The sequence below is a fragment of the Mycolicibacterium sp. SMGY-1XX genome (assembly GCF_059132455.1).
The window spans coordinates 4,700,486-4,716,948 of the sequence record NZ_CP101139.1 but is presented as its reverse complement, the minus strand read 5'-3'; the positions used below and the strand labels follow the sequence as shown (position 1 = coordinate 4,716,948).

13 protein-coding genes and 1 pseudogene are annotated in these 16,463 nt (G+C 67.2%); 6 read left to right on the top strand and 8 right to left on the bottom strand.

What is annotated here, in order from left to right; all coding sequences use genetic code 11:
* Positions 1-10 precede the first annotated feature (10 nt).
* Positions 11-778 carry an SDR family oxidoreductase gene (locus NL241_RS22690; RefSeq protein ID WP_487687577.1) on the top strand — a complete coding sequence of 256 codons (768 nt, stop codon included), beginning with the start codon at positions 11-13 and terminating at the stop codon, positions 776-778.
* A gap of 3 nt (positions 779-781) precedes the next feature.
* On the opposite strand, the gene NL241_RS22685 is transcribed toward NL241_RS22690, so the two are convergent.
* From NL241_RS22685 to NL241_RS22670, 4 genes are all read right to left on the bottom strand, one after another.
* Positions 782-1,405: a hypothetical protein gene (locus tag NL241_RS22685; RefSeq protein ID WP_487687580.1), complete on the bottom strand. Its 624-nt coding sequence runs from the start codon at positions 1,403-1,405 to the stop codon at positions 782-784.
* Positions 1,406-1,628: 223 nt separating this feature from the next.
* A complete protein-coding gene (locus NL241_RS22680) occupies positions 1,629-2,486 on the bottom strand; it encodes a universal stress protein (RefSeq protein WP_487687582.1) in 858 nt (285 codons plus the stop codon).
* Positions 2,487-2,504: 18 nt separating this feature from the next.
* Positions 2,505-3,383: a universal stress protein gene (locus tag NL241_RS22675; protein WP_494395098.1), complete on the bottom strand. Its 879-nt coding sequence runs from the start codon at positions 3,381-3,383 to the stop codon at positions 2,505-2,507.
* An 84-nt stretch (positions 3,384-3,467) separates the two neighbouring features.
* Positions 3,468-4,466 (bottom strand): zinc-binding alcohol dehydrogenase family protein, encoded by a 999-nt coding sequence (locus tag NL241_RS22670; RefSeq protein ID WP_487687586.1) that lies wholly within the window; start codon positions 4,464-4,466, stop codon positions 3,468-3,470.
* A 120-nt stretch (positions 4,467-4,586) separates the two neighbouring features.
* Here NL241_RS22670 and NL241_RS22665 point away from each other — a divergent pair.
* Positions 4,587-4,811, top strand: a pseudogene (locus NL241_RS22665) (HD domain-containing protein); the annotation flags it as partial.
* Between the two features lie 30 nt (positions 4,812-4,841).
* Positions 4,842-6,605: a metallophosphoesterase family protein gene (locus NL241_RS22660; protein WP_494395097.1), complete on the top strand. Its 1,764-nt coding sequence runs from the start codon at positions 4,842-4,844 to the stop codon at positions 6,603-6,605.
* A gap of 160 nt (positions 6,606-6,765) precedes the next feature.
* Here NL241_RS22660 and NL241_RS22655 read toward each other — a convergent pair whose 3' ends face one another.
* Positions 6,766-7,872, bottom strand: a complete 1,107-nt coding sequence (locus tag NL241_RS22655) for an acyl-CoA dehydrogenase family protein (protein ID WP_487687591.1) — start codon at positions 7,870-7,872, stop codon at positions 6,766-6,768.
* 17 nt (positions 7,873-7,889) lie between these two features.
* Complete coding sequence (locus NL241_RS22650; RefSeq protein ID WP_494395096.1) at positions 7,890-9,047, bottom strand: acyl-CoA dehydrogenase family protein; 1,158 nt, start codon at positions 9,045-9,047, stop codon at positions 7,890-7,892.
* 203 nt (positions 9,048-9,250) lie between these two features.
* On the opposite strand from NL241_RS22650, the gene NL241_RS22645 reads away from it, so the two are divergent.
* Together NL241_RS22645 and NL241_RS22640 are read left to right on the top strand one after the other, a co-directional pair.
* Complete coding sequence (locus tag NL241_RS22645) at positions 9,251-10,198, top strand: methylenetetrahydrofolate reductase (RefSeq protein WP_494398368.1); 948 nt, start codon at positions 9,251-9,253, stop codon at positions 10,196-10,198.
* Complete coding sequence (locus tag NL241_RS22640; protein ID WP_494395095.1) at positions 10,195-10,950, top strand: class I SAM-dependent methyltransferase; 756 nt, start codon at positions 10,195-10,197, stop codon at positions 10,948-10,950. Before NL241_RS22645 ends, NL241_RS22640 begins: the two co-directional genes overlap by 4 nt.
* Positions 10,951-11,369: 419 nt before the next feature.
* Here NL241_RS22640 and NL241_RS22635 read toward each other — a convergent pair whose 3' ends face one another.
* Positions 11,370-12,044 carry a LuxR C-terminal-related transcriptional regulator gene (locus NL241_RS22635; protein WP_487687602.1) on the bottom strand — a complete coding sequence of 225 codons (675 nt, stop codon included), beginning with the start codon at positions 12,042-12,044 and terminating at the stop codon, positions 11,370-11,372.
* A 439-nt stretch (positions 12,045-12,483) separates the two neighbouring features.
* On the opposite strand from NL241_RS22635, the gene NL241_RS22630 reads away from it, so the two are divergent.
* Positions 12,484-14,748, top strand: coding sequence for a sensor histidine kinase (locus NL241_RS22630; protein ID WP_494395094.1), 2,265 nt, complete (start codon positions 12,484-12,486; stop codon positions 14,746-14,748).
* A gap of 47 nt (positions 14,749-14,795) precedes the next feature.
* On the opposite strand, the gene NL241_RS22625 is transcribed toward NL241_RS22630, so the two are convergent.
* On the bottom strand, positions 14,796-16,454 hold the full coding sequence (locus tag NL241_RS22625; RefSeq protein ID WP_494395093.1) for an SLC13 family permease: 1,659 nt from the start codon (positions 16,452-16,454) through the stop codon (positions 14,796-14,798).
* Positions 16,455-16,463 lie beyond the last annotated feature (9 nt).

Here is a 16,463-nt window from a genome sequence, read left to right as displayed (position 1 = left end):
CGGAGGAATAGTGACTGTTCTTGATGCCTTCTCGCTGGCCGGGAAGCGCGCCCTGGTGACCGGTGGCAACCGTGGCCTCGGCTTCGCCTTCGTGCGGGGCCTGGCCGAGGCGGGCGCCGACGTCGTGTTCGTCTCCCGCGACGTCGACCGCAACGCCGCCGCCCTCGCCGAACTGGCCGACGAAGGCCTGCGGGTGCAGGCCTTCGAGGTGGACGTGACCGCCACCGACGGGCCCACCGCCGCCATCGACGGTGCCGTCGAACGACTGGGTGGGCTGGACCTGCTGCTCAACAACGCGGGCCTGGCCATCCACCAGGCCGCCCTCGAGATCTCCGATGAGGACTGGGATCTGGTGTTCGACGTGAACACCCGGTCACTGTGGCGGCTCAGCCAGCGGGCCGGTGCCTACATGAAGGATCACGGCGGCGGCAACATCCTCAACATCGGGTCCATCAGCTCGATCATCGTCAACCGCCCGCAGTTCCAGGCCTCCTACAACGCGTCGAAAGCCGCGGTGCACCAGCTGACGAAGTCGCTGGCCGCCGAATGGGCGCCCTACAACATCCGGGTCAACGCACTGGCACCCGGTTACGTCAAGACCGAGATGGCGCCGGTGGACCGGCCGGAGTTCCGCCAGCACTGGATCGAGGACGCACCGATGAAGCGTTACGCCCTGCCGGAGGAGATCGCGCCGACCGTGGTGTACATGGCCTCCGACGCCTCGGCCTTCATGACCGGCTCGGTGGTTGTCATCGACGGCGGTTACACCGTCTACTAGTTTTCAGACCAATTCGGGCACCCGCAGCTGGGCGATGCACACCTCGAAGTCGTGCTCGTCGATGATGTCGGCGCCGGCGTTGCGTGTGGTCTCGGACTTGATCTGCTCGATCCTCTCCCGATTCCGTTCGATGGCGTCGGTGCTGTCGTAGACCACCGAGGACACGCCTCGACCGGATTCCCGGTCCACCATGACGCTGACGCTGCACAGTCCGTCGAGTTCTTCGAGCGCGGGCAGGGCCGAGGATTTGAACATCTGAATGCCGGCGTCGATCTGTGCGGGGTCGACGCGGACCCACGTCACGCGGGCGCAGGCCCCGGCGGCGATATCGTGCTCGCGGTGCAGCACTTCGATCTCCCAGTGATCGAGCTGGGGACGGTCGCCGCCGAGCATCTCGATGGCCTGATCGCGGAGGCTCTGTACGGCGTCGGTGGTGGCGCGCATGGCCTCTTCGGACTCCCAGGCAGACGTCACGATGCAACGTCCGCTGGACCGGTCGGCCAGCATCGAGAGCCCGACGTAGCCGTCGTACTGGGCCAGCGCCGGCATGATGACTTCACGGACGTGGCTGATGCCGGCCTCGAGACGTGAGGGGTCTGCTGTGGTTGCGGTTGTGCGGGTGAACATGTCCGCCTCCTGTGAGAACCGGGCAGCGTCCCGACGGCGCTGCCGCCGCAATTCATGCTCCTCCGTCGGCATGGCGAGGGCAATGCTTTCCCGTTGGGCGACTGCGTTTTTCGGGTTGAATTGAATGCGTGGTGTCGCACGAATGTCGCACAGACGCGGGCAATCGCAGCCATGGTTGCGCCGTGGAACAGTTGGGGCAGCTGTGACTCCTGCGCCGGGCGAACTACTTCCGCACCACGATCACCGGCCGCTGCGCCGCCTGCACCACCGCGCCGCTGACCGAGCCCAGCAGTGCACCGACCACCGCGCCGCGGCCGTGGTTACCGACGACGATCAGCTGCGCGGACTCCGAGTGCGCCAGCAACTCCCGGGCCGGCTGATCACGCACCACCACCCGCCGCACAACGACCTCGGGGTGGCGTTCCTCGAAGGGCGCCAACTGTGCGGCCAGCTCCAGATCGATCTGGGGCTGCGTCGCCTCCCAGTCGAGCCCCGGCAGCTCGTAGGCGCCCGGCGACCACCAGGCATGCAGCACAACAAGTTCCACCCCGCGGCGGGCCGCTTCCTCGAACGCCACCGATGTCACCTGCTCCGACGAGGACGACCCGTCGAAGCCCAGCAGCACCGGGCCGTCCGCAGCCGCGTACTCCTCGTGGATGACCGCCACCGGACAATGCGATCGGTGCAGCAGCGCCATGCTCACCGAACCCAACACCGCCCGGGCTATCGCGCCACGGCCATTGCTGCCGACCACCACCAGTTCGGCGTCCCGGGACTGTTCGATCAACGCCGGCGCCGGTCCTTCGAGCACCACCTCCGTGGTGATCGGTACCGCATCGCCGATGAGTTCGGCGGCCAGCTTCTGCGCGTCGCGCAGGATCTTCTCGCTGTCTTCGCGCTGCCACTCGAGGATCGCCGCCGGCAGCACACCGGCGGACGACCACGTGGCCACCGGGCCCGGAACCGCCGCGCAGACCAACGCCAGCGGCGCCTGCCGCAGCACTGCCTCAGCCACCGCCCACCGCAGCGCGGCGGTGGAGCACGGCGAGCCATCAACGCCTACAACGATTCCGGTTCCCATGACTCCCGTTTCTAGCACCTAGGACTGTCGCGCCACCAGCACCGGCACCTTCGCGCCGTTGACCACCGCCGAACTCACCGAACCCAACAGCATGCCGGCGAACCCACCACGGCCGTGGCTACCGACCACCACCAACTGCGCGCGTTCGGCCTGCAACAGCAATTGCGGGGCCGGGCGGTCGAAGACCACCACCCGTTCCACCGGCACATCGGGATAGCGTTCCTGCCACCCGGCCAGCCGCTCGGCCAACACCTCACATTCGGCTTGATGCAGCGGCGCGAAGTCGAACCCGGGGAAGTCGAGCACTCCGGCGTCACTCCAGGCGTGGACGGCGATCAGGTCGACGCCACGGCGCGAGGCTTCGTCGAACGCCATCGCCACGGCCCGGTCGGAAACGGGTGAACCGTCGACACCGACCACCACCGGGGCGCCCGTCCGGTGCTCCTCGCCATGGATGACCGTCACCGGGCAATGCGAATGATGCACCAGCGCCGAACTCACCGACCCCAGCAACGTGCGCCCGAAAGCCCCCAGGCCGCGGCAGCCGACCACAAGCATCGACGCGTCCTTGGTCAGGTCGATGAGCGTGGAAACGACAGGGCCGGTGACCATTTCGGCTTCAATGTCGACGGCGCCCGCATCGCGGGCCACCTGCTCGGCGTTCTGCAGGATCTCGCGGCCGCGGGTGGTCTGCCATTCGGAGAACCCGGGCATTGCCAGCGGCTCCGACCACGCCATCATCACCTGCGGTGAGATCACGTGTACCAATTTCAGTGGCGCGCTGTGCAACGCCGCTTCGCGGGCGGCCCACCCGATCGCCGCGGTCGACGGCGGCGATCCGTCCGCTGCGACCAGAACACCGCGGTGCGTTTCCCACATTCGCTCTGAAGCAGACATTTTCTGTCCCTTCCGCCGATGGGATCGAACACCTTCAGGGTAAGCGCGGCAACGGCGTCGTACAGGTGCCTTTGGTCCCGAAACTCAGGGCACTAGTACCGCTGCCCCCGCCAACCGGCCGGCGCTCAGGTCCTGCAGCGCGATATCCGCACGATCCAGACGGTAGTGCGGATGGGTGATCTCGATGTGATGCCGCCCGGCGAAGTCCAGGAAGGCACGCGCGTCGGCGCGGGTGTTCGACGTGACCGAGCGCACCTGCCGCTCCTGGAACAAGTGGCGCTGATAGTTCAGAACAGGGATGTCGCTGAGGTGGATGCCGGCGACAGCAAGGGTGCCGCCGCGGTCCAGGGCTTCGAGTGCGACGGGCACCAGGTCACCGACCGGTGCGAAAAGGATGGCCGCATCCAGTGGCACCGGAGCTCGATCGTAGGCACCCTGCACCGACACCGCGCCCAGTGCGGTGGCCAGTTCCTGCGCGTGCCGGCCGCGGGTCATCACATGCACCTCGGCGCCCTGGGCCACCGCGACCTGCGCCGTGATGTGCGCGCTGCCGCCGAACCCGTAGATGCCCAGTCGCCCGCCCGCCGGCAGGTCGGCCCGCAGCAGTGAGCGGTAGCCGATGATCCCCGCGCACAGCAGCGGAGCGAGCTCGGTGTCGGAGTATCCGGTGGGCAGTGCGTGCACGTACGCCGCTGGCGCCGAGACGAATTCGGCGTAGCCGCCGTCGGCGTCCCACCCGGTGTAGCGCGATTCCGGACACAGGTTCTCGTCGCCGCGCACACAGTATCGGCACTGCCCGCAGGTATGCCGCAGCCACGCGACGCCGACACGATCACCGACGTCGACCCCGGTGACGTTCGGGCCGAGGGCCACCACTTCGCCGACCACTTCATGTCCGGGAGTGACGTGGGGCCGGTGCACGGGCAGATCACCTTCGGTGACATGCAAGTCGGTACGGCACACCCCGCAGGCGAGCACCCTGATGAGGACCTCACCGTCCCCGGGTTCCGGCACCTCGCTGGTCACCCACTCCAAGGGACGGGTGTTGATGGGCCCCGGTGTGCGTACCCGCCACGCTTTCATGGTGTCAGTGTCCCTTAGCGGTAGAGCGTGCGCCCGAGTTCGCGGCCCTTTGTCGTCGGCCGACAGCTGGCGGTCAAGCCGACGATGCCGTCCAACGAGGCGAACCGCAACCGGACGTGCATCGGCCGCGAAGCCCTGTTGCAGCACGAACTCGATGCCGTGACGGCGGCCCACCCTCGTCCGGACTTCAAACGACGCATCCTGAACGCCTTCACTGAGGGGGTAAAGCACCGTCCGGCAAGCAGATTCGGTGCCGTCAACGCCGATGCCCCGGCGCACTTCGACCCCGGCTTCGTCCGCGCGGATTTCGTCGAGATCATCCGAGGCAACGGTTGGGCCGAGTAACGCCGTTCACCCATCGGCTGGACTCCGTCCATGCCCGTATCAGAGGGTGGGGCCATGCGCTGCTCGCTGATCGTCGTCTGGGTCGCCGTGCTGACCGCCGCCTTCGGCGTCACGCCTTCACGTGCCGAGGAGCCGCTGGCGCTGCTGACCGATCCGTTCCAGCAGCGCCCGCATCCCGACTCCACCGAGATCGCCTGGTTCACCGAGTTCCGCGGCGACGCCCATTACGTTCTGGTGGGAGAGGGCGTGGCGGCGCTGTCCGACGGCGAGCTGCCGGACCTGCTCGCGCGGGGGAGCGCCGAGGGGGTGCGGGTGCTGCCCGCGGTGACGGCGAAGTTGTCGCAGGTGGCCGAGGACGCCCAGTCCGAGCTGCCCGCTGACCGTAAACCGTTGACGGGTATCAGGGCGCGCGACGTGTATCGCCACCACGCCGTCGTGACCGTGCCGACCGGTATCCGGGAGCCCTACCGCGTGGTGAGCACCCGCGGGGGCGCGCTGGCGGTATCCGAAACATTCACGGTGCGTGGGCAGTTGGCGCCGGGGGAGGCGGCGGTGATCATGCTGACCTCGGATCACCAGTTGATGGTCAACACCCCGGCCAATCTGGAGTGGGCGGCGCGCACCATCACCGAGCAGCTGGGCCCGATCGATGCGGTGTTCATGCCCGGCGATCTGATCAATGTGCCCGACCGCGCGTCGGAGTGGTTCGACGATCAGCGTGGCTCGGCATTCTTCCCGGGCATGCAGGGCCGCGGCGGCCGTGAAGCCAGCGACGGCGTGGTGTACCGCGGCGGCCAGATCCTGCAGAACGCACCGATTTTCCCGGCGATCGGCAACCACGAAGTGCAGGGCCGCCGCGACGGGCACACCTCGCTGACCGATTCCTTCTACAACCCGGTACCGCGTGCGGTGGCCCCAGATGGGTTCAACACCACCACCTATGAGGAGATCTTCTCGCTGCCCGGCACGGGGCGCCACTACGCCACCACCGTGGGCGACATCCGGCTCGTCACCCTGTTCGCGACGCGAATCTGGCGCTCCGACAAAGCCGATGCCGACCCGGCCGCCCGCACATCGACCACGCGGTACCAGGAATCGCGGGACGGCCTCGACGACCCGTTGTCACAAGGCCACGGCGAGTTCATCTTCGAGGACCTCAGCGTCGGCTCACCACAGTACGACTGGCTGCAGCGCGAGCTGAATTCCCCGGAGTTCCGCAACGCCAAGTACACCGTGGTGATGCTGCACGAAGGCCCACAGAGCCTGGGTGAGAACGCCACCCCGGCCTTCGCGCACCCGCAGCGCATCGAGGAACGCGACGGCAACGGCGAACTCATCGGGATCCGCTACGACTACCCGGCCGCAGAGGACATCCTGCTGCGGGACATCACTCCACTGCTGGAGAGCGCCGGCACCGATCTGGTGCTCAACGGCCACAATCATCTGTGGAACCGCTTCGTCTCACCGGCCGGCGTCAACTACCTCGAGGCGTCGAACACCGGCAACAGCTACGGCGCGTTCCTACCGGTCTCAGGGGCGAGCCGCCCCATCCCACCGCCACCCTGGAATCCCGACAACTATCTGGCGCAGGGTAATTCGGGTGGGCTGGCGCCGGTAGTGCCCAGCATCGCATCGCGGCTCAACGCCGACGGGGTGCCGGAGCCCTACATCGCCGACAACAACCTCATCGTGTTCCAGGCGCTGCACACGGGCACCGGCACCATCACCAGCTGGTATGTCGACATGGCCAACACCGCCGCCGGAGCGGTGAAGTTCGACGAGTTCACCTTGTGATGAAGCCATCCCTCGCCCAGCCGAGAATTGTGTTGCCGCGAGGCTCACGTGGGGGCCGTGGATCCGCTAGATCGCTCCGAGGTTGTGACGACCGCAGGGTGGCGCGGCGGGACCAAGTCCGCAGTTGCCCGCGTCTGTGCGACTCGCCAGCGACAGAACCCTAAAGCGATGCGATCTCGTACTCGCCGATCTGCTTGGTCAGCACATGCAGCTGATCTTCCGCCGACCCGAGGGTGTGGTTGATGGCGGTGAGCCGGGCCGCGTAGTGCGCCACCGGGTACTCCGCCGTCACCCCGATACCGCCGTGCAGCTGGATGGCTTCCTGGCTGATGTGCCGGCCGGAGCGGGCGATCTGCAGCTTGGCGCGGGCGGCGATGGTCGGCGACAGCACGCCGTCGGCGATGGACATCGCGGCATAAAGATTCATGCTGCGGGCCAGCTCCAGCGAGACATACATATCGGCGGCGCGCTGCGTCAACGTCTGGAACGTGTTGAGCGTGACGCCGAACTGTTTGCGACTCTTCAGGTAATCCGACGTCAGCCGCAGCGACTCTTCCATCGCGCCCAGGGCCTCGGCGCACAACGCCGATTGGATGCGGATGAGCGCGCGCTCGACGGCCGCCGTCGCATCCTCGGGGGAGCCCAGCGCCACGGCGGGGGAGCGCTCCAGGTCGATCTGCGCGCCGCGCTGACCGTCGAAGGTCCGATAGCCCTGCTTGGTCACGTTGTCACCGTTGACCAGGAACAGCCCGGTGCCGCCGTCCGGCAGTGCGGCGGTGACCACCAACTTGTCGGCGGTGTCACCAGCCAGCACCGGATTCTTGCGGCCGGTCAACACCCACGCGTCACCGTCACGCTCGGCCGTCGTCGCGACCGTCGGCGTCGACCCGCGCATACCGGGCTCGAAATGCGCGAACGCCAACAACAACCGGCCCTCGGCCACCTCGTCCAGCAGCTGCTTGTGCTCGTCGCTGCCGACCTCGGCGATCACCGCGCCCGGCCCCAGCGCGGCGTGCAGCACCGGCTCGGGCGCCAGCCGGCGACCCACCTCGGTGAGCACCAACATGATCTCGATCTGACCGGACTCGTCGGGGTCGAAGCCCAGACCGAGGATGCCGGTGTCGGCCAGCTGGCCCCACACCTCGCGGCTCCAGCCCAGATCGGTGTCGATCACCTTGTTGCGGCGCTCGGCGTCATAGCTGTGGGCCAGCAGGTCGCGGGTGGTGTCACGCAGCAGTTCCTGCTCGTCGCTGAGTTGAAAGTCCATTGTCTTGAGGCCCTATCTCACAGTCCGAGGATGGTCGAAGCGATGATGGTGCGCTGCACCTCGTTGCTGCCGCCGTAGATCGACGTCTTGCGATAGTTCAGGTAGTGCGGCGCGCTGGCCTGCGCCCACTCCGGTGACGCGATGGCCGCGGCCTCGAACGGCAGCGCGTCCGGCCCCGCCACCTCCACCATCAGCTCCGTGGTGGCCTGCTGCAGCTGGCTGCCGCGCAGCTTGAGCACCGACGATGCCGGGTTGGGCTGTCCGTCCTTCGAGCTCGACGCCACCCGCATCTGGGTGAGTTCGAGTGCCAACAGGTCGTTCTCGACCTCGGCGAGGCGGGCGGCGAACAGCGGGTCTTCGACGAGGCCGGTGGCGGACGCACGTTTCTTCACCTCAGCCAGCGCCACCTTGGTGGCGCCGATGCGGGCGATGCCGGTGCGCTCGTTGCCCAGCAGGAACTTCGCGTACGTCCAGCCCTGGTTCTCTTCACCGACGAGCTGGTCGGCGGGCACCCGGACATCTTCGAAGAACACCTCGTTGACCTCGAAGCTGCCGTCGATGAGCTTGATCGGGCGCATGGTGATGCCCGGGGTGTCGAGGTCGATCAGCAGGAACGAGATGCCGGCCTGGCGCTTGGGCGCCTGGGGGTTGGTGCGGACCAGACAGAAGATCCAGTCGGCGTACTGGCCGAGTGTGGTCCAGGTCTTCTGTCCGTTGACCACATAGGTGTCGCCGTCGCGGATCGCGGTGGTGCGCAGCGAAGCGAGGTCGGACCCGGCCTCGGGCTCGGAGAAGCCCTGGCACCAGAAGATGTCGAGGGCGGCCGTCGGCGGCAGGAAGCGTTCCTTGATCTCCTGGCTGCCGAACTCGGCGATCACCGGGCCGACCATCTTGGCGTTGAACGTCAACGGCTCCGGGACACTGGCCAGCTGCATCTCATCGAGCCAGATCTGGTGCTGCGTGGGGGTCCAGTCCTTGCCGCCCCACTCGACCGGCCAGTTCGGCACGGCGATGCCGTGTTCGTGCAGGATCTTGTGGCTGCCAACGATGTCGTCTTTGCTCAGGTGTCCGCCGAGGCGGGTGCGTTCCCGCATGTCCTCGGGGAATTTGGTGGTGTAGATGGTGCGAAGCTCGTCGCGGAAGGCGGCTTCCTCCGGGGTCAACGCCAGCTGCATGTGCTGCCTCCGTGCTCGGTGTTGGGGCGATCTTAGACCGATGTTGAATACAGGCTAGCCGACCGGTTGGTTGGGGAGTCTGAGGGCCCGTCTCCGGGTCGTGCCGCCGCCTCTTGCGGTTACCCACCAACACAGTGGGTAGACCCCTGTATCGCCGGCACCGCGGAAAGGGGAGGGCAGTGGGGGTGGACTGCCCGAAGCGGATGGAGTTCGGGCCGTGTGGTGGCGTACGCCCCGACGGTTCCTGCGAGATGCGTCCCGGGCCGTGCGCATTCCCCGACATCGTGCCGTGGTCCGGGCCGGTGGCCGCCGCCGCTCCGACGGCCGCGCCGCTGGTACTCACCGATTTCAGCTGCGTTCCGTTCGACCCCGCCGACTTGGCGGCCACCGCCGAGGTGCTGGCCCTGTCCTGTGACGCCGTGCTGGTGGGCGAGCACCAGAACCGCCCAGACTTTCCGCCCACCCTTGCCGGGCGGATGCTTCGCGACAGCGGCGTCACCCCGTGGATCACGTTGTCGTGTCGCGACCGCAACCGCATCGTCCTCGAGCAGGAGCTGCGGGGTTTGAAGCAACTCGGTGTGCAGACGGTGTTCTGCGTGACCGGCGATGGGCGTGGCTATGACGTACGCCCGGACGTCACCCAGACCTTCGACCTCGACGGGCCCCGGCTGCTGTCGTTGGCCGCATCGCTGGGGATGACAGCGGCAGCGCCCGAGACGCTGACCGCCCCGCCGGTGCAGGGCCGCCCGGCGCGGTTGGTGCAGAAGCAGGCCGCAGGGGCGCGCATGGCGGTGCTGAACCACGTGCCGTACCCCGCTCAGGTGGAGGTGTTCATGAAACAGGCTCGGGCGTGGGGGCTTTCGATACCGGTGCTTGCCGCGGTCGCCGTGTTCACCGACCCGGTGTCGGCGGCGGTGCTCCAAGGGCTTCCCGGGCTCGAACTCGATCAGGAGGTAGTTGCCCGGGTGGTCGATGCGCAGGATTCCCTGGAAGCCGGTATCGAGGCGGCCGTCGCCGAGGCGCGGGCGCTGTTGGCGATCGAGGGAATTGAAGGGGTGAACCTCTCAGGCTCAGCATCGGGCGCCGGCACCCGTGTTGGTGCGCAGATCAAAGCCGAGGTCGGTCGTCGGATCAGGGCGGAGTTCGCATGAGTGAGGCGATGGAGGCGGAGTTCAGCACCGTCGCCGAGTGGACGGCCGAGGTGGCACGCGATCTCGGGCCGTCCTTTCACATTCCCGCGGGCTGCCGGGGCAGCGGCAGCCCCGCCGCGTTGGACTGGCTGATCGAGCGTCTCGAGCTGGCCCCGGGTGAGAGCCTGCTCGACAGCGGTGCCGGTGTCGGCGGGCCGGCTGCTTATGCGGTGCAACAGCGCTCGGTACGCCCGACGCTGCTCGAGCCGGAGGAAGGTGCGTGCCGGGCGGCGCGCGCTCTGTTCGCGTATCCGGTGGTGCAGGCCAGCGCGACAGACGTACCGTTCGAGGACGAGATCTTTGATGCGGCATGGTCTTTGGGGGTGATGTGCACGGTGGACGATCAGCTGACGTTCCTGACCGAGCTGCGCCGGGTGGTGCGTCCGCCCGGGCGCATCGGGTTGCTGGTGTTCATGGCGCAGACCCCGAACCCCTCCGGTCAGCCCGAGGGAAACAACTTCCCGACCCGGGACTCGCTGACCGAGCTGATTGACCGCAGCGGGCTGCGCATCACGCACTGGCTCAGCACCGCCGATCTGCCTGCCATCCCGGACGAGTGGCAGGACAAGATCGACACCGTGACAAAGGAACTCGAGACACGGCATCACGGCGAGCGCGCCTGGCAGCTGGCCGAACGTCAGAGCAAGCTCATCGGTGGCCTACTCGAGGACGGGAAGGTCACCGGAGAATTGCTGGTGCTGCGGCGGGCTTGACGGATGGGTACGCGAAAGCGACCGCCGCCATGCCGAGCACGCCGAAGATGGCGCCGACCACAAATGCCGCGGGACATCGAGTCGCTTCCGGTGCGCCACCACCGCGGCGCAGACGCCACAGAGCAACAGCAGTGCTGTCATCGTGATCAGGGAACCGGCCAGTCGTGCTTCCTCGCTGGAACAGGCAAGAGGCAGCGAACCAAAGCGACGCGCCCGTCGGCTCCCCCTTGCTCCGACGAACGCGCCGCCTCAGCCTGTCCGCGTTCAGCGGACACCAGGCGCACATCCCGGTCCGGGTGAATGTGCGCCTGAAACTGTCACCGCGCAGCTGTGCGGTGCAGTCCCGAGACTAGAGGCCGTCATGGGCAAAGGCAAAGGTCACGGCGCAAATTGGGACGTTCGTATGACACGTTCGGGCGTCACAGTTCGTTGAGGCTGAGGATGCCGTCCTCGACGGCCCGAGCCAGCAGGGCCGATTTCGTGGGCGCGGGTCGGCCCACCGCCGCGTACTTGGCCCGCGCACGCTGCAGATGCGTGCGGACCGTGGTGGGGGCGATGTAGAGCCGCTTGCCCACCAACTCCTTGCTCTCGGTCTGGAACCATGCCCGCAGCACTTCCTTCTCGCGCTCGGAGAGTTTGATCCGGCCGGAGGTACGGTCGTTGACCAGGGCCTTCGCCATCCGCGGGCCGGTGTACGGGGTGCCGGAACCGGCCGCGTGGATGGCCTCGATGAGGTGCAGCCGGCCCTCGGACTTCACCAGGTAGGTGACGGCACCCAGTTCGAGGCTGGTGAGGATGATCTCGTCGGCCGTCAGGTGCGAATAGATGATGACGCGCTGACCTGACTCGCAGAGCTTGCGCAGCGTGGCGAAGTCGGGCCGGTTGCCGTCGATTTGCAGGTCGAGCAGAACGACGTCGACCTGATTCGGGATGTCGGGAAAACGGGCCAGGAACTCGTTGGGGTGCAGAAAGTTGCCGACGAGCTCGATCGGCGGTTCGGCCCTGGCGCACCACGCCTCGACCCCGGCGTGGACGACGTCGTGATCATCGATGATCGCGACTGTGACAGGGCGGGCAGCCCCCTCGTCGTGCATGTACTGGACCCCCAACCCCGCTGCGGATTCCGCAAACTACTTTGACCAAGCGGAACTAATTTAATCGCATGGTCGCCAAGCCGCGACTACTACTCCCATTACCCACATAAGGATCTTCCGACTCGTGGTTCACATCACCGCGGATTCGTTCACATCGAAGGCCCCGTGACTCCGGCCCCATGGGGTTGCATGCTCGTCCCCGCAGTTGCAGGGGGGTCGCCCAGATGCGCGTCGGTGTGAAATGAATTCAAAAACTTGCAGTGGGACTAAAGGGGGTTCAAGCAGAGGACTCGGTCGCCGGCCGTTTGTGGTGAGACCAATGGACGCGTGTTCACTCACGCGCTACGCACCCCCAATCGCGGGCTGGGGCCGCTACAGCAAATTGACGGCAATTGTCGGTTATGGTCGCCGTGTGGGTCGGGGGACTTGGGTGCGAGCGATGGTTCGTCGGGCCCGCAGCGCGGCCGGGAGCCCGACGACGGCATCTGCCGACGACGTGTCCCAGCGACAGCTGATGCGGCGGGCGGCGACGGTGGGCCTGCTCATGCGCCACACGGTGAACCTGCTGGTCGTGGTGATCGCCCTGCTCGACCCACAGTCGGTGGCGCAGCGACCGGCGCAAGCGCTGCTGATCGCGCTCGGCCTTTGGTCGGGGTACCGGTTGGCGACGCGATCGCACCACCCGCTGTGCACCGGCATCGACCTGCTGTTCGTGTTGGCGCTGTGCGCCGCGATGCCGTACCTGCTGCAGGATCCGCTGTTCCACTCATACAACACCGCTCCGCAGGCCATCGCCGGGACCGCAGTCGTGAGCTTCTCGGTGTCGGTGCCGGCAAGGGCCAGTCTGCCGATGTCGATGGCGATCGCGACCATCTACGCCTACGGTGGGGCCACGGTGGCCGGATGGAACCACCTCGGTGACATCACCGCGCTGTATTACTTTGCGCTGCAATGGGTCACGGCGGCGCTGATCAGGGCGATGCTGCTGCGCGTCGCCGTGGAAGTGGACCGGGTTCGCGCCGAACGACAGAGCGCCGAACTCAACCAGCAAGTCACCGAGGCGGTTCGGGAAGCCGAACGAGAACAACTGGCCCTGCTGCACGACACCGCCGCCTCCACGCTGTTGATGGTGGGCCAGGGTGCGGCGATGCCGCCGGCTCGACTTGCCGCACAGGCGAACCGGGATCTGGAGCTGCTGCGTGACGGACCCTGGGTGCCACCGCCCCAGCGCCTCGAGCTGGTGTCTGCGCTGCATCAGGCCGCCCAGCATCTGGACACCCCGGTGGTCATCGAGGGCACACCCGAGGTCTGGCTGCGCGGCGACCTCGCCACCGCAGTGGTATCCGCCGCTCGTGAGGCGATGAACAACGTCGACCGGCATGCCCGGGCGACCGCCCTCACCATCACCGTCGACCCCGACCTGGTGACCCTCCGCGACAACGGAATCGGCTTCGATGTGCACCAACCACGCACCGGACACGGCATCGCCGATTCGATTGTCGGACGGATGAAACGCGCCGGCGGCAGCGCCGCCATTTCCTCCACCCCGGGAGCGGGCACCGTCACCCGGCTGTCGTGGTCCACCGAGCAGACCGCCGCTGCGGCCGCAGAGCCCGCCGATCCGGATCGGCTCATCGACCGGGTGCGCTTGCGCTACGGATTGGCGCTGACGGCATACACGATCGCCAACCTCGTCGCATCGGCGCCCTACGTGCTGGAGCACTCGGCACACCAGAGCCTCGAGATCTGCCTGTTTCTGGCCGCGGCCGCCGCTGCGCTGGCCGCGCTGCCCGGGCTGCTCTGGAAGCGGTGGGAGATGTTGTGGCCGGCTACCGTGACACTACTGATCGTCGTGGTGCTGCAATCATTGATCGTCGACGTCAACGGCATTGGCGAGCAGGCACACTGGGTGCAGAACGCCATCGGCTGGTGCGTGCTGCCCACCGCGCTGGCTCTTCCCACTCGCGCCGGTGCGTCCATCCTGGTGTTCTACTGGACGGTCGGCGCCGCGGTGCAACTGGCGCGCAGCCCCGACGCCGAGGCGTTGGTGAACGTGGGGTTGGGGACAGCGAGCATCCTGGCGGTGCAGCTGTTCGCCCTGGTGTTCAACGGCCTGATGCGGGAGGCGGCGCTGGACGCGCACGCTGAAACCCAGGCGCATCAACGTCTTCGGCGCCGTGAACGGGTGGCCCAGGCGCTACGCGCCGAGTATCAACGTCGGTACGCCAAACTGGTCGACAACGTGGTGCCGTTGCTACGGCAACTCAGTGCGACCGGGGAGGTGGACGAGCGGCTGCAGCGACGGGCCCGCGCCGAATCACGCCGATTACGGGCACTTTTCGATCAGGCGGCCGCTTTCGACAACCCGTTGATGCAGAATTTGCGGCCACTGATCGACAACGCCGAAGCACGCAACGTCGACGTGGTGGTGGAGGTTGCCGGCGATCTGCCTGATCTCGATGCCGGTGTCATCGCTGCGCTGACGACACCGCTGGCGGTGGTCCTGGAGCAGGACATGACCTCCGTGCGGCTGGTGGTGACCGCCGAGCCCGACGAGGTGACCGTCAGCGTGGTGTGTCACGGCACCGGTGCCGACGCGCTCTCGGGGTTCACCGATGCGGTGGACGTGGTCAGCGACGGCCCCACGCTGTGGGTCCTGATCCGGCACCGATTCAAAACGGAGGCCGCCGATGCCACCACCTGAACCGCCCGCTGACAGGTGGGGCATTCAGCGGGGAAGACGTTGAGGCGCTATCCCAGCAGCGCCCAGCCGACTCCGAACACCGTCAGCAACGACACCAATGTGAGCGGCACCCCGAACCGGAAGAACGTCGCGGTGCTGTAGCCGCCGGGCTTCATCACCATCAGGTTCGACTGGTGGCTGAACGGATTGAGGAACGTGAACGAGATGCACGTGCCGATCAACGTCAACAACAGCACCGGGTCCAGCCCCGCGGAGGCGGCCACCGTCAGCGCCACCGGCGTCAGGATCGCGGCGGCCGCGGCATTGGTCACGATGTTGGTCAGCAGCGTGGTGCCGAGCGCGATCACCAACACCACCAGCGCGGTGCTGCCACTGGACAGGTGCATGACGGCGGCGGCGATATGGTCGCCGAGACCGCTCTCCACCACGATGGTGCCCAGCCCGATGGAACCGGCGATGATCGCCAGGATGTTCCAGTTGAGGGCACGCACCGCGGAACGCGGCGTCAGCACCTGCGTCACCACCATCAGCACCGCGCCGGTGGCAGCGATCAACTCGATGGGCGCCAGTTCGAGTGCCGCCGCGCCGATGACGGCCAGCAGGATGGCCAGCGCAGTCCAGGTCTTGTTGGTCTGAGGGGCCTTTCCCGCCACCTTCTGCCAGAGCCCCACCAGCGGGTGGTCGGCCAGGACATCGCTGGATCGTGTTGTCACCAGGCACATCTCGCCGGCGTGGGCGGGGGTGTCACGCAGCAGCTCGGTGGTCTGGGCGGCAATCACCTGGATGTCGTCATGCTCTTCGAGTTCCCGGATGGTGGCCTGCTCCTCGGTGGCGATGGACACCGCGAACAGGTCCTGGCGGGACTGGCCGAAGCGCGGACTGCCCCACAGCATCCGCACACCGGCCTCGGTGGCGCGGTAGACGAGGACATCACCGTCTTCGATGGGTTGATCGTGGTCGACGTGCGCGCCCCAACGTTGGATCTCGATGAGCTCGAAATCGGGTGTGGTGTGAACGCCCATCCTGGCCGCGGTGTTGCCGATCAGGTTGGCCCGCCCCGACACCGGAATCTCAGCGCGCCAAGACAATTCCCGCTCGGAATCTGCCGAGCGTCCCCGCAACATGATCGGAGCGGTGACCAACAGCACCAGCCACCCCACGATTGCCACCGGCACCGCGATCGGCACCCAGGAGAACATGGACAACTCCACCCCGGCGGGTGCGGCCAGGCCGGCGATGAGCAGGTTGGAGCTGGTGCCGATGAGCGTTGCCGAACCGGCCAGTGTGGTGGCATGTGCGATGGGCAGCAGCACAGTGCGTGCCGGTACACCGGACTGCTGCTCGAGCTCCTTGGCGGCCGGGATCAGCATGGCCACGATGGGGGTGGTGTTGATCAGGGCCGAAACGAAGCCCACCGGCGGGATCAGCCGGGCCAGCGCCTGCGTCGATGTCGACACCCCGTTGAGCAGCCGGTACATCACCCGGGACACCACGCCGGTATAGAGGACGCCCTTGGCGATCACCAGCATGGCCGCGATGGTGATGACGCCGCCGTTGCTCAGGCCCGCGAAAAGCTCGGCGGGCGTGGCGATGCCCACCAGCCCGGCCGTCACCAGCGCACACAACAACGCCAGCACCGCCGGCACGGTACCCATCGTCATCACCACGAGCGTGATGATCACGATCACCGCCGCAACAATTGCCATGGGGAAGAA

Bases quoted from the DNA above. Each gene is read 5' to 3' on its own strand.
- NL241_RS22630 (WP_494395094.1), top strand. From the start codon at position 12,484: ATGGTTCGTCGGGCCCGCAGCGCGGCCGGGAGCCCGACGACGGCATCT.
- NL241_RS22635 (WP_487687602.1), bottom strand. From the start codon at position 12,044: ATGCACGACGAGGGGGCTGCCCGCCCTGTCACAGTCGCGATCATCGAT.
- NL241_RS22625 (WP_494395093.1), bottom strand. From the start codon at position 16,454: ATGGCAATTGTTGCGGCGGTGATCGTGATCATCACGCTCGTGGTGATG.
- NL241_RS22660 (WP_494395097.1), top strand. From the start codon at position 4,842: ATGCCCGTATCAGAGGGTGGGGCCATGCGCTGCTCGCTGATCGTCGTC.
- NL241_RS22670 (WP_487687586.1), bottom strand. From the start codon at position 4,466: ATGAAAGCGTGGCGGGTACGCACACCGGGGCCCATCAACACCCGTCCC.
- NL241_RS22645 (WP_494398368.1), top strand. From the start codon at position 9,251: ATGGAGTTCGGGCCGTGTGGTGGCGTACGCCCCGACGGTTCCTGCGAG.
- NL241_RS22655 (WP_487687591.1), bottom strand. From the start codon at position 7,872: ATGGACTTTCAACTCAGCGACGAGCAGGAACTGCTGCGTGACACCACC.
- NL241_RS22685 (WP_487687580.1), bottom strand. From the start codon at position 1,405: ATGTTCACCCGCACAACCGCAACCACAGCAGACCCCTCACGTCTCGAG.
- NL241_RS22675 (WP_494395098.1), bottom strand. From the start codon at position 3,383: ATGTCTGCTTCAGAGCGAATGTGGGAAACGCACCGCGGTGTTCTGGTC.
- NL241_RS22650 (WP_494395096.1), bottom strand. From the start codon at position 9,047: ATGCAGCTGGCGTTGACCCCGGAGGAAGCCGCCTTCCGCGACGAGCTT.
- NL241_RS22680 (WP_487687582.1), bottom strand. From the start codon at position 2,486: ATGGGAACCGGAATCGTTGTAGGCGTTGATGGCTCGCCGTGCTCCACC.
- NL241_RS22640 (WP_494395095.1), top strand. From the start codon at position 10,195: ATGAGTGAGGCGATGGAGGCGGAGTTCAGCACCGTCGCCGAGTGGACG.